Source organism: Chryseobacterium sp. Mn2064 (assembly GCF_049319685.1).
GTDB lineage: Bacteria > Bacteroidota > Bacteroidia > Flavobacteriales > Weeksellaceae > Chryseobacterium.
Genome location: NZ_JBMOUE010000002.1, coordinates 1,149,743 through 1,162,260 on the forward strand (window position 1 = coordinate 1,149,743; position 12,518 = coordinate 1,162,260).

Consider the following 12,518-nt stretch of genomic DNA (forward strand, 5'->3'; position numbering starts at 1 on the left):
TGTCTGTCGTTCTCTTTTAGCTTTTGTATATCTAAAATCTTAGAAACAATAGTTTTATCCAATAGAATTAGCCCGCTTCGTTTTGTGCTTTAATGTTGAAAATAATAAGTACAATTACACCGATCAATTAGGAAATGTGAGATTGAGTTACTTCAATAATGGAAGCAGCATAGAAGTTCTGGAAGAAAACAATTACTATCCATTTGGATTGAAGCATGAAGGGTATACTCCTTTAGTGGGAAATCCGGCGTATCAATATAAGTACAATGGCAAGGAGCTTCAAACTGAAACGGGGATGTATGACTACGGAGCTAGGATGTATATGCCGGATTTTGGTGTGCTGATTTAGCTCAGATTTACTGACTGAAGAATATCACAGATGATCACTATATAACTATGTTATGAATAATCCTTTTAGATTTATTGACCTCGGATGATAGAGAAGTTCTTAGAGATTATTAATGAGGAAACGAATGGGAGATCTTCGGCCGATGAAAACCTAAGGTTTTATAGGGAGTAAGCTACAAAATATCATATATTTAATTACAAACCTACAAATGCTTTTTAATGAGATTCTTTTTTATAATATTTCTATTATTTACCGATTGGATTTTAGCTCAGGATTTAGAAATAGAAATTCCTGATAAAAGAATAGAATTAACATCAGAAAATAGAGTTAATTTATGTTATAAAATTAAAAATAACTCAACAAAATACTATAAAGTTTTGGCAGATTCTACAGGCTTTAGTACTGGCGAAAACGAAGCTATTGATGAACCTTTTCTTGGTTTATTAAATATCAGAATATTTGATGGGAAAAATCTATTATATCCTACGTCAGGCTTTTACGGCTATCAAAAGAACGCAAGACAAATTAGTACATCTACGCAAGAACTAATAAAGTTTAAAGAATTACACCAATTAAATTTCAAACATGATTATGAGCTGAGCATTTATCATGATATATATAAAAGAATTGTAAATATCCCTCCAAAAGGAAACGTGAATTTATGTACTAAAATTGGTTTGCCCATTTATCGATCTGCTACAGATGATGGATCTTTATTCTATGATATAAAAAATCAAAAAGAGTATAATCTTCAGCTCCATTTAAATATTCCTTCGCAAATGGTAAGGAAATATACTAAAATTTTAAATAAAGAGCCAGAAAAGTATAAAATTTTCTCGGGAGAGATTAGTTCAAATAAGGTCAATATCATTTTAGTTGATAAGTAAATTAAAAACAATTTAATCGCTCAATAATTAATTCGGTAGGTTTAAATTTTTGGTGGATTAAACCTAAAATACAGAGAATCTTTAGTAATTATTAAAAAGTACTTTAAGAAGAAAATTTTCAAAGCGTAATTCTGTCAAATCAAGCTTCACATCTCATTGTTCCATAGTAAAAGTGGCTTACAATAGAATTTTATAATGATTACCCGCCAAAAATGTAAAGTTATTTATACCTTAATGGTTCGAATGTGCTTCGGACTTCCTTCGAGACTTCTTCGGAAAAAGAATCATTTTTCCGAAGCTCATCCGAAGGACACTCGAACAACGATCGAAGAAAGTGGGTCTTAAACTTGTCAAAACCGGTCATTATTTTCAGGAGTGATTGACTTTTGAAAATTGCTTCATATATTCGTTCAGGTAATCAAAAAATATAGTAAAATGGCAAGAATAGCAAAAGAAAACAAAACAGGCCGTTTCCCAATTGAAACGGCCTGTTTTTTATTTATTGTAACCTGCTTTAAAGCCGGTTAATCATTAAAACTTAAGATCTCCATTCACTTCTCTTACTGCATTAGCAGCTTCAGCGAATTTCAATTGCTCTTCAGCAGTCAAAGTTACGTTTACGATTTTTTCTACTCCGTTTGCTCCGATAATAGCAGGAACTCCTAAGCAGATATCGTTTTGTCCGTATTCTCCTTCCAACATTAAAGAACAAGGGATCATTTTCTTCTGATCACAAGCAATAGCCTGAACCATTACAGAAACAGCTGCACCTGGAGCATACCAAGCAGAAGTTCCTAATAATTTAGTAAGAGTAGCCCCTCCTACTTTAGTTTCTTCAATAACGTATTTTTGTTGCTCTTCATCAAGGAATTCTGTTACAGGAACTCCGTTTCTTGTCGCTTTGCTCAATAATGGAAGCATCCCTGTATCACTGTGAGCAGCGATTACCATACCGTCTACATCAGAAATTGGAGATTCTAATGCCTCAGCCAATCTGTATTTGAATCTTGCAGAGTCTAATGCACCACCCATTCCGATGATTTTGTGCTTAGGAAGACCTGATGTTTTGTGAACAAGGTAAGCCATAGTATCCATTGGGTTAGAAACCACGATGATGATTACTTCTGGAGAATGTTTTACTAAGTTTTCAGTAACTTCTTTTACGATACCCGCATTGATACCGATCAATTCTTCTCTTGTCATTCCAGGTTTTCTTGGAATTCCTGAAGTGATTACTGCTACATGAGAACCTGCAGTTTTGCTGTAATCTCCTGTTGTACCGGTAATTTTTGTATCGAATCCGTTAAGAGAAGCTGTCTGCATCAAATCCATTGCTTTACCTTCAGCAAATCCTTCTTTAATGTCTACCAAAACTACTTCTGAACAGAAGTTCTTCATTGCGATGTATTCTGCACAGCTTGCACCTACAGCGCCTGCACCTACTACAGTTACTTTCATATTGTTACTTTTTAAATTATTTTTTGTTAGTTAAGTTTAAATTTGAAACTCCCCAAATTTAACAATTCCTGAAAAAATGCGCAATTTTTCAGGAATTTAATTAGAATTAAAATAAATTAGTTCACGTTCAATAAAAACGTATAGAGTTTTTTCGCACCGGAAAGCACTTCATTGTAGTTTTCTTCCGCTACTTCAGTATCCAGAACCTCTTTGAAATTCTTCCACATCGGCCCTGTATTTTCCTGATAGCAACCGAAAAAGTTAAACGTAACCTCATCAAAACCTTCCGTTTTAGAAAGCTGCTTAGCGATTACGTTTCCACCCAGAGTAGAACCCTCGATGACATACATGGCTCCCAAAGCTTCATGTTCGTTATTGAATTCCAGAGTATGAGAAGCGGTTTGATTTTCCAGAGAAAGACTTTGAAGATCTTTTTCAATAAGAGAAAGTTTCTTTCTTTCCTCCAACTGAAGTTTTTCCGCATATTTATCAGAAAGATTGTTGAATATTTTATCCTCACTGTGCAAAAGCATCAGATAGTTGGTATGGATGATCTTTTTATAATCCTCCAGCGTGAAAGTTTTATTAAAAATCTTTTCGGAATTAAAAAGTTTTTCTGCCGCGTCGTGATATTCTGCTGTATTCTGTTTAAGATATTCTGATACCATAAAATAACGTTTTAAAAGTTTCTCAAATGTAAGGCTTTTTGAACGTTAAAATGAAAGAAGTTCCCTCTTTATTGCTTTCGTACGTTACATTTCCTCCTATTCTGGTCATGATACGATGTACAATAGACAACCCTACCCCATTTCCTTTAAATTTCTTGGCATTGTCCATTCTATTGAAGATTTTGAACATTTTATCTTTCTCTTCTTCAGGAATACCAATTCCATTATCGGAAATACGGTAAATAATAGTCTGACCATCTTCTGTGCCTTCAATTTCCACTTTTGGACTCTCTTTATGAGAAGAATATTTTACGGCATTATTGATGATATTAAGAAATACCTGATGAAGCATGGTTTTATCCGCCAATACATCCGGGCATTCTTTAATGATGATTTCACTTTCAGGGCTTCCGTATGTCATCTTGGCATTTTCAGAAATTTTCTGAATGGTACTCCCTGTTTTCAGACTTTCAAGCTGTACTTCGCTATATTTGGCTCTACTGAGTTGTAACACGTCGTGCATCATTTCAGCCATACTGTCAATTTCTTCAATAATGGTATTGATCTTATTTTTACTCTTCTCAGCATCTGCTCCGAGATTTCCCAAAAGCATCTGTGCATTGAGTTTCATCACCGTTAAGGGGGTTCCCAGATCATGAGAAATGGTATAAGAAAAACTGTCAAGCTCCTCGTTTACTTTTTTAAGCTCGTCATTCAGCCTTTTGATGGCGTTATAATTTTTATGGGAAGTTTCCAGAATCAAATCTCTCACGGCCTGCACAGCGCTTACACTGCGGGAGTTCCATCTTTTGGAATATCCTTTAATGTTTTCTGTAAAAATCCTGAAAGACGTTCTGGGTGAGATCATCTTTTTTTCTTCTCCGTTTTGAGAAAATACTTCTACTTTTTTTTCAGGATTACCGGCCCAGTTGATGTGTTCATCAAATTCTTTACGGAACCAGATCAGCATTTCATTTTTTTCCCTTTCAATAAAGTAGATGGCAATTCCGGCAGCGTTTTTAGAAAGATCAAGCTCTTCACCATGATCTTTAAGAAAGCTTCTGCTTACATAGATATTCTCTTGGGTATTCTCAAGCGCCCATTTTACAATGTTGGAGATGCTTTCAGGTTCCGGTGTACTTCCGGATGTTACCATATTGTCATAGGAAATGATCGCCATTCCATCAGCTTCCGGCAAGTTTCTAAGTTCTGTTTTGCTCTCAATAAGAGAATCAAACAGATTATTATTTTTTAAAAAGCCTGTTTTTAGTTGAGATACTCTTTCATTTAGCTCCAAACGGTAATTCAGTTCACTTTTAGACTTAAAGGATGAATAGGCATTAGCTGCAAGAGCCGTAAAAATTCCCGCCTGTACTCTATCTTCAAGATCAATATGCTTCGGTTCAATATTCTGGCATGTTACCAGTCCCCAAAGATGATCGTCCATAATGATAGACACACTGAAACTGGAAGCTGCCCCAGAATTTTTAAGATACTGCCCGTGAACAGGAGACATTCCCCTTGAAGCGGAAAAAGTAAGATCTATCTCTTCATGAGATTTACTTACAATAGGAACCGTATCTGCATATACATTACTGAAAATCCTTTTTCTTTTCTTAAGATAAAGGTCTCTGGCCTGCTTGGGAATATCAGATTCCGGATAATGAAGTCCCAGAAAGCTTTCCATGTCTTCATTTTTTTTCTCTGCAATTACTTTTCCGGAGCCATCCATCATGAATTTGTAAACCATCATCCGGTCATAATTCACCACTTTTGCCAAGGTTTCCAGAAGGTGATTCCAGAGTTCCTTTTCGTTATCGATGATATAGAAATTGTCGTATTTATTAGAGATGCGTTTATTAGGATTGATCAGAACTTCTTCAAACTCCAGAAATATATGAGACTCGCTTTTGAAAACGGAAAAATGGTATTCTTTTCCATTGATAAAAATTTTGTCGAAATAGGTCTCATTCTTCCGTCTTGTAAATCTATCTAATGAGGTATAGATCTCCGAATCAATAATACTCTGAAAGCTTTCCGGAAAATCCGTAATCTTTCTCCCGAAAAGTTCATCTGAACTCTCGATATTAAAAATATCCGAGATATTCCTGCTAAAAAAAGTAATGGTACGGGATTCCCCATCAATGCCAATCAAATAACCAAAACTTTGAATAGAACCCGGAATATGGATAGGTTCTTCATGGCATTCTATAAAATTCATATGTCTTTTCAGTCTATCTATCAAATATAGGCTTTTTTTGAAAGATTTTTTAATTTGTGGTACTTAATTTTAAAGTGTCCGCCAGCAGTCATCTGCAATAGATTTCAGGAAATTAGAGGGCAAAAAACCTTTTGAAATATTCTCCATTTTCACCCCTTTTTAATGTGATATTTCTAAAATATACAAAAAATTTTCCAATAATGAGGTTTTTCATGTATTAACCATGATTCATAACATGAATTACACATAATTAACCTTAATTATTATGTTATTTAAACAAATTTTTCTAAATTTATATCACCAAATAATGAATATGAAGCGAAATTCATTGAATTATTCACAATGATTTCAATATAAATTTTAAATTCAAATAATACTACTATGAAAAAGTTCCCATTATTTCTATTTTCTCTGGTCCTCTCTGTAGGATTATGGAATCCATCCGAAGCCTGTACAAGAGTGGTTTACAAAGGACCCCAAAACACTGTTATTACCGCCCGTTCTATGGATTGGCGTGATGAGATCCCAGCCAACTTATGGGTATTGCCAAAAGGTATAGACCGAAACGGGCAAACCGGGCCAAAATCTGTAAAATGGACCTCCAAGTATGGAAGCATTATCAGTTCTTCATGGGACATTGCTTCTGCAGACGGTATGAATGAAAAAGGTTTGGTAGCCAATCTTCTTTGGTTGGGTGAATCTCAATATCCTAAATTCGATGGAAAAGGAAGTAAAAAGGGAATTGCCATTTCTTTATGGGCACAGTATTATCTTGATAATTTTGCTACAGTAAAAGAAGCGGTAGAATACTCAAGAAAAGAGCCATTTGTTATTGTAAGCGATTATATTCCGGGAACGGAAAGATTTACCACAGTACACCTTTCGATCTCAGATGCTTCAGGAGATAATGCCGTATTTGAATATATCAACGGAAAGCTTGTCATTCACCACGATCAGTCTTATACCGTCATGACCAACTCTCCTGTTTTTGAGGAACAGCTTGCCCTCAACAATTACTGGAAAGGCATTCCGGGAACAGTGATGCTTCCGGGAACCAACCGCGCAGCAGACCGCTTTGTACGAGCTTCTTATTACATCAATGCTATTCCTCAAACAGCCGACATCCGTACTGCTGTGGCCAGTGTTTTCGGCGTGATCAGAAATTGTTCGGTACCTTACGGAATTACCTCTGCAACAGAGCCTAATATCTCTTCTACCAGATGGAGATCTGTATCCGACCAAAAGAATCTGGTCTACTATTTTGAAACCGTTTTCACTCCAAACACTTTCTGGGTAAACCTTAATGATTTTGACCTGAGTGCTAAAGGAAAAGTGATGAAGCTGGATTTAAGCAATTATCGCACTTATAACGGTAAAACCAATACAGATTTTAAAGAATCTGCACCCTTCACCTTCTTAGGACTCAACTAAAGATAGATACTGTAAAAACGACTTATCAACACTCAAAACATTTCAGTGGTCTGTTGAACCTGTAAAAATAAGACCTATTCAACAGTTTCGTTAACTAAAATCTATTTAGATTGAGACCATTGAATGTTTTTTCTATGCCATAATTCCCAACGGGAAATAAACCAAAAATAGACAGGAGAAGTTGGTTATATAACTTCAGAAGAAGTGTTTTATAATGAAGTTTTCACAAAGAAGGCAGACTTCAAGACATTAAAAAAATAAACAAAAAGATATGGACTTTTTTTCACTCAAAAAGAAAAGCCTGGCTCTGTGCTTGCTAGCCTTTGGGTTATCAGCCAATGCTCAGATACAGGATTCTCTAAAAGCCCAGCCTCCTCAACAGGAAGAAGACAATGTAAAATATCCGCAACTCCAGATCAAAGGCCTCTTCCAGGCACGTTATCTGGTTGGGATGAGTAAAGATGTAGATGTAAACGGGCTTCATCATTCTGACGGTTCCGGAACGGACAATAATTTCATGCTCAAATACATGAGAGTTCAGCTAAGGGCTCAGATCAGTAAGCGTACTGAAGTTGTTGTTTTGGCCAACCTTGCCGATTTTAAAAACGATCCTAAAAGCAGAGTCCTCGAAAACGCTTATCTGAAGTATACTTTCAATCCTAAACTTGCTATTACGGTAGGGCAATTCAGACCTTGGTTCGGTATTGAAGAAACGTATCCTATTGATATCATCAAATCGTTAGACTGGTCTAACCAATACACTGAATTCGGAAAATTAGGCTGGACGAGCTTCCAGATCGGAATGTCTGCTACAGGGCAGCTACAGCTAGGAGAAATACCTTTCCAATACGCGGTTTCTGTAGTGAATGGAAATGGAAAAAACCAGATTAATGATAACGATAACGGAAAACAGTATTCTACCCGACTGGTCTTCGGATTATCCCAGAAATATAGCTTCAATGTAGGTTTAAACGGAGGTATAGGAGAAGTTTTCAGCAAAAAGGTATATGCTTTAGGAGTAGATTTAAGTTCTTTAGTAAAATTTGATCCGAAATGGAGTCTTGATATGCAACTTGAAGCCAAGCAGGCAACCAATCACGTTCTATACAATTCCATTGCTCCGGAATTACGACCGGAGAATCCCGATCAGTACCTGACTCGTGGTATCTATTTTCTCCCTAATCTAAGATACGAGATCAATCATAAAAACCTCAGTGCCTTCGAACTATCCTGCCGTTACGAATATCTTGATACCAACTTCAGAATGGATTCTAACCCCAGACAGACCATTACCCCAATGTTCGGTTTGGAATTCCTGAAAAACTATGGTGCAAGAATTCAGCTGGGGGTACAGTTCGACCGCTACAAACATCAGGTAGAAAACACTTCTCAATACAATAATAATCTATTCATTGTACAGGTACAGAGTAGATTTTAGTCCCAATAAATAATTACGATTATGAAAGAAATTAATATTAAAAACGTAGCGATCACATTTGCCGTTGCGTTGATTATATGGTTCATTCCCGCTCCGAAAGGGGTTGCCGAAAATGCCTGGCATTTATTTGCCATCTTTGCAGCCACCATTTTAGGAATCATTCTTAAAGCGGCTCCTATGGGAACGATGTGTATGATGGCCATTGGCTTTACAGCCCTTACACAGGTTGTTGCTCCTGGAGATGCAGGAAAATCTATTACCAAAGCGCTGTCAGGTTTTGGAGATAAAGTAATCTGGCTGATTGGGATTTCATTCTTTATTGCCAGAGGATTCATTAAAACAGGTCTTGGAAACCGTATTGCTTTTTTATTCATTAGAGTTTTTGGTAAAAGTTCATTAGGACTTGCCTATGGATTGGGACTTGCAGATGTTTGTCTTGCCCCTGCCATTCCGAGTAATACGGCAAGAGGTGGAGGAATCATCTACCCTATCATGAAATCTATGGCCATCAGTTTTGATTCCGTTCCTGAAAAACCAGAAACTCACAGAAAACTTGGTTCGTTTTTAACATTGAACAGCTATTATATGAACCTCATCGCATCCTCTATGTTCCTTACCGGAACTGCCAGTAATCCGATGTGTCAGAAATTCGCCGCTAACCTTGGTATTGATATTACATGGATGTCCTGGGCCGCAGCAGGTTTTTTACCAGGTGCTGTAGCTTTCTTTGTTGTTCCTTTGGTTCTTTATAAATTATATCCGCCTGAATTGAAAAAAACAGGAGATGCTCCTAAAATGGCTACTCAAAAGCTGAAAGAAATGGGCCCTATTTCAAGAAACGAATGGCTAATGCTTTTGGCATTCTTCATTCTTTTGGGACTTTGGATTTTTGGGGGCGCTCTTTCTATTGATGCCACTACTACAGCTTTCATTGGATTAACACTTTTATTATTAACCTCTGTGCTAACGTGGGAAGATGTAAAAGGAGAAAAAGGAGCTTGGGATACTATCGTTTGGTTTGCCGTGCTTGTCATGATGGCAAGTTCTTTAAACGAACTGGGATTCATTGGCTGGTTCAGTGATCTTATCAAAGTTAAAATTGGTGGATTAAGCTGGCAGGTTGCTTTCCCTGTTATTATTCTGGTTTACTTCTTCAGTCACTATATTTTCGCAAGTGCTACAGCTCACGTAGCTGCAATGTATGCAGCATTATTGAGTGTAGGAGTTTCTTTAGGAATTCCACCTATGCTATTGGCTATGATGCTTGGTTTTATGGGTTCCATTTATGGAGTACTTACACACTACGGCCACGGCCCGGCTCCGGTATTCTTCGGAAGTGGGTACGTTGATCTTAAAGCATGGTGGCTAAGAGGTCTTGAAATAGGGATTGTACTACTGGTCATTTATATGGTTGTAGGAGGATTATGGATGAAAATCTTAGGATATTATTAATCATTAAATCGAAAATATGTTATCAACATTGTCAAGAAAAATGCTGATGTGCCTTACAGGACTCTTTTTGGGCTTCTTCCTGTTGATTCATTTCCTTGGAAATCTTCAGCTTTTTCTCCCCCAGGAGCAGGCTCATCTCCAGTTCAATGCCTATTCGCATTTCTTATCAGGAAATATTATTATCAAAATAGTTTCTTATGTTTTATATGCCAGTATTCTTCTCCATGCACTGGACGGACTGATTATTACTTTAAAAAATAAAAAATCAGGCGGTGATTACAGAACAGACGGACGTGGAAGAGCCAGTAAATGGGCTTCCAGAAATATGGGAATTCTCGGAACATTGATCTTAATCTTTCTTATAATCCATTTTCAGAATTTCTGGTATATCTACAAATTCGGAAATCCGCCTTTGGATGAAAATGGAAATAAAGACCTCTATATTTTGGTGGTGAATGTTTTCAAAGAATGGTGGTATGTAATCATTTACATTCTCTCTATGATTGCTTTATGCTATCACCTGATTCATGGGATACACAGTGCAGTAAGAACACTAGGACTCTATCATCCGAAGTTCGTCAAATGGTTTAAAGCCATCGGAACGGCCTATTCAATCATTATCTGTGTAGGTTTTGCATTGATGCCGGTATATGTATTCTTTACTTATCATTAAACAGAACGATCATGATTTTAGATTCAAAAATACCACAAGGCCCATTAGAACATAAATGGGATAACTATAAAAAGAAAGCCAGACTGGTAAACCCTGCCAATCGCAAAAAACTGGACGTCATTGTTGTAGGAACAGGGCTCGCCGGAAGTTCCATCGCTGCTTCTTTAGGAGAAATGGGATACAACGTAAAATCGTTCTGCTTTCAAGACAGCCCAAGAAGAGCACACTCTGTGGCCGCACAAGGAGGAGTAAATGCTGCTAAAAATTATAAAAATGATGGCGACAGTGTTTACAGAATGTTTGTCGACACCTTGAAAGGAGGAGACTTCAGAGCCCGGGAAGCGAATGTATACCGTATGGCAGAATGTTCTTTACACCTCATCGACCAAGCCGTTGCACAGGGCGTTCCATTTGGTCGAGAATATGGTGGTTATCTCAACAACCGTTCATTTGGTGGGGTTCAGGTAAGCCGTACTTTTTATGCAAGAGGGCAAACCGGACAGCAATTGCTTTTGGGAGCCTATCAAGCTTTAATGAGACAGGTTGGAAAAGGTTCCGTACAATTGTTTTCGAGGCATGAAATGCTCGATTTGGTAACCATTGAAGGTAAAGCCAGAGGAATAATCGTAAGGAATTTAGACACCGGAGAAATTGAAAGACACGCCGCTCACGCTGTTATATTGGCAACAGGTGGTTATGGAAAAATCTATTACCTTTCAACATTAGCGATGGGCTGTAACGGTTCTGCTATCTGGAGGGCTCATAAAAAAGGGGCTTTAATGGCTTCCCCAAGTTGGATTCAGGTACACCCTACCTCACTTCCGCAGTCCGGAGATTATCAGTCAAAGCTTACCTTAATGTCCGAGTCATTACGGAATGACGGAAGAATATGGGTTCCTTTGAAACATGATGAAAACAGGGCTCCCAATGATATTCCTGAAAACGAAAGAGATTATTATCTGGAAAGAAGATATCCTGCTTTTGGAAATCTTGCGCCAAGAGATATTTCTTCCCGTGCTGCCAAAGAAAGAATTGATGCCGGTTTTGGAATCGGTCCATTGAAAAACGCAGTCTATCTTGATTTCTCAAAAGCAATTAAAGAGCAGGGAAAAGATAAGATCAAAGAGAAATACGGAAATTTATTCGATATGTATCTTAAAATTACAGGATACGACGCTTATAAAGAACCGATGATGATCTCTCCATCTGCCCACTTCTCTATGGGGGGCCTTTGGGTAGATTATGAACTGATGACTACCGTTCCCGGATTATTTGCATTGGGTGAGGCCAACTTTGCCGACCATGGAGCCAACAGATTGGGAGCTAACTCTCTTTTGCAGGCTTCCGTAGATGGTTATTTTATTGCTCCTTATACGATTGCCAATTATCTGGCTGATGAAATTCACACCGGAAAAATATCTTCGGATTCACCGGAATTTGAGCAGGCTGAAAACGCAGTTAAAGATCAGATACAGCAGTTTATCCATATTCAAGGAACCAAAACCGTTGATTATTTCCACAAAACTTTAGGAAAGTTATTATACGATTACTGTGGCTTGGCCAGAAATGAAGAAGGATTGAAATATGCCATTCAGGAGATCAGAAAACTGAAACAGGAATTCTACAAAGACGTAAGGGTTTCCGGACAGGGAGATAAAATGAATACCGAACTGGAAAAAGCAGGCAGAGTTGCCGATTATTTTGAAATCGGAGAATTGATGTGCTACGATGCTTTAACCCGTAATGAATCTTGCGGTGCCCACTTCCGGGAAGAATATCAGACTCCGGACGGGGAAGCAATGAGAAATGATGCTGAATATCAATTTATCTCTGCTTGGGCATGGACAGGTGAAAACGGAGAACCTGAACTGATCAGGGAACCTTTAACCTTTGAAGAAATCCAGCCAACGGTAAGAAGTTACAAATAAAAAACAGAAAATT

9 protein-coding genes and 1 pseudogene are annotated in these 12,518 nt (G+C 37.5%); 7 read left to right on the plus strand and 3 right to left on the minus strand.

Translation table 11 applies throughout. The features are described from left to right. Positions 1 to 88: 88 nt before the first annotated feature. Positions 89 to 380: pseudogene (locus tag ACL9RH_RS12280) on the plus strand (RHS repeat-associated core domain-containing protein); the annotation flags it as partial. 187 nt (positions 381 to 567) lie between these two features. After that, complete coding sequence (locus ACL9RH_RS12285) at positions 568 to 1,236, plus strand: hypothetical protein (protein ID WP_422693651.1); 669 nt, start codon at positions 568 to 570, stop codon at positions 1,234 to 1,236. A gap of 531 nt (positions 1,237 to 1,767) precedes the next feature. Here ACL9RH_RS12285 and ACL9RH_RS12290 read toward each other — a convergent pair. The 3 genes from ACL9RH_RS12290 to ACL9RH_RS12300 form a co-directional block, all read right to left on the minus strand. Continuing rightward, positions 1,768 to 2,694 carry a malate dehydrogenase gene (locus ACL9RH_RS12290; protein WP_103293761.1) on the minus strand — a complete coding sequence of 309 codons (927 nt, stop codon included), beginning with the start codon at positions 2,692 to 2,694 and terminating at the stop codon, positions 1,768 to 1,770. A 116-nt stretch (positions 2,695 to 2,810) separates the two neighbouring features. After that, on the minus strand, positions 2,811 to 3,362 hold the full coding sequence (locus ACL9RH_RS12295; RefSeq protein WP_422693652.1) for a biliverdin-producing heme oxygenase: 552 nt from the start codon (positions 3,360 to 3,362) through the stop codon (positions 2,811 to 2,813). A gap of 22 nt (positions 3,363 to 3,384) precedes the next feature. Beyond that, positions 3,385 to 5,583, minus strand: a complete 2,199-nt coding sequence (locus ACL9RH_RS12300) for an ATP-binding protein (protein WP_422693653.1) — start codon at positions 5,581 to 5,583, stop codon at positions 3,385 to 3,387. A 381-nt stretch (positions 5,584 to 5,964) separates the two neighbouring features. On the opposite strand from ACL9RH_RS12300, the gene ACL9RH_RS12305 reads away from it, so the two are divergent. From ACL9RH_RS12305 to ACL9RH_RS12325, 5 genes are all read left to right on the plus strand, one after another. Further along, entirely contained in the window at positions 5,965 to 7,014 is a 1,050-nt protein-coding gene (locus tag ACL9RH_RS12305) for a linear amide C-N hydrolase (RefSeq protein ID WP_422693654.1), read from the plus strand. Between the two features lie 271 nt (positions 7,015 to 7,285). Further along, positions 7,286 to 8,452 (plus strand): porin, encoded by a 1,167-nt coding sequence (locus ACL9RH_RS12310; RefSeq protein ID WP_422693655.1) that lies wholly within the window; start codon positions 7,286 to 7,288, stop codon positions 8,450 to 8,452. Between the two features lie 21 nt (positions 8,453 to 8,473). Beyond that, positions 8,474 to 9,904, plus strand: coding sequence for an anion permease (locus tag ACL9RH_RS12315; protein ID WP_422693656.1), 1,431 nt, complete (start codon positions 8,474 to 8,476; stop codon positions 9,902 to 9,904). A 16-nt stretch (positions 9,905 to 9,920) separates the two neighbouring features. After that, positions 9,921 to 10,577 (plus strand): succinate dehydrogenase cytochrome b subunit, encoded by a 657-nt coding sequence (locus ACL9RH_RS12320; RefSeq protein ID WP_422693657.1) that lies wholly within the window; start codon positions 9,921 to 9,923, stop codon positions 10,575 to 10,577. A gap of 11 nt (positions 10,578 to 10,588) precedes the next feature. Further along, complete coding sequence (locus ACL9RH_RS12325) at positions 10,589 to 12,505, plus strand: fumarate reductase/succinate dehydrogenase flavoprotein subunit (protein WP_422693658.1); 1,917 nt, start codon at positions 10,589 to 10,591, stop codon at positions 12,503 to 12,505. Positions 12,506 to 12,518: the final 13 nt, after the last annotated feature.

Excerpts from the sequence above, each read along its gene's own strand:
- ACL9RH_RS12320 (WP_422693657.1), top strand. The coding sequence starts at position 9,921 with ATGTTATCAACATTGTCAAGAAAAATGCTGATGTGCCTTACAGGACTC.
- ACL9RH_RS12325 (WP_422693658.1), top strand. The coding sequence starts at position 10,589 with ATGATTTTAGATTCAAAAATACCACAAGGCCCATTAGAACATAAATGG.
- ACL9RH_RS12305 (WP_422693654.1), top strand. The coding sequence starts at position 5,965 with ATGAAAAAGTTCCCATTATTTCTATTTTCTCTGGTCCTCTCTGTAGGA.
- ACL9RH_RS12285 (WP_422693651.1), top strand. The coding sequence starts at position 568 with ATGAGATTCTTTTTTATAATATTTCTATTATTTACCGATTGGATTTTA.
- ACL9RH_RS12315 (WP_422693656.1), top strand. The coding sequence starts at position 8,474 with ATGAAAGAAATTAATATTAAAAACGTAGCGATCACATTTGCCGTTGCG.
- ACL9RH_RS12310 (WP_422693655.1), top strand. The coding sequence starts at position 7,286 with ATGGACTTTTTTTCACTCAAAAAGAAAAGCCTGGCTCTGTGCTTGCTA.
- ACL9RH_RS12300 (WP_422693653.1), bottom strand. The coding sequence starts at position 5,583 with ATGAATTTTATAGAATGCCATGAAGAACCTATCCATATTCCGGGTTCT.
- ACL9RH_RS12295 (WP_422693652.1), bottom strand. The coding sequence starts at position 3,362 with ATGGTATCAGAATATCTTAAACAGAATACAGCAGAATATCACGACGCG.
- ACL9RH_RS12290 (WP_103293761.1), bottom strand. The coding sequence starts at position 2,694 with ATGAAAGTAACTGTAGTAGGTGCAGGCGCTGTAGGTGCAAGCTGTGCA.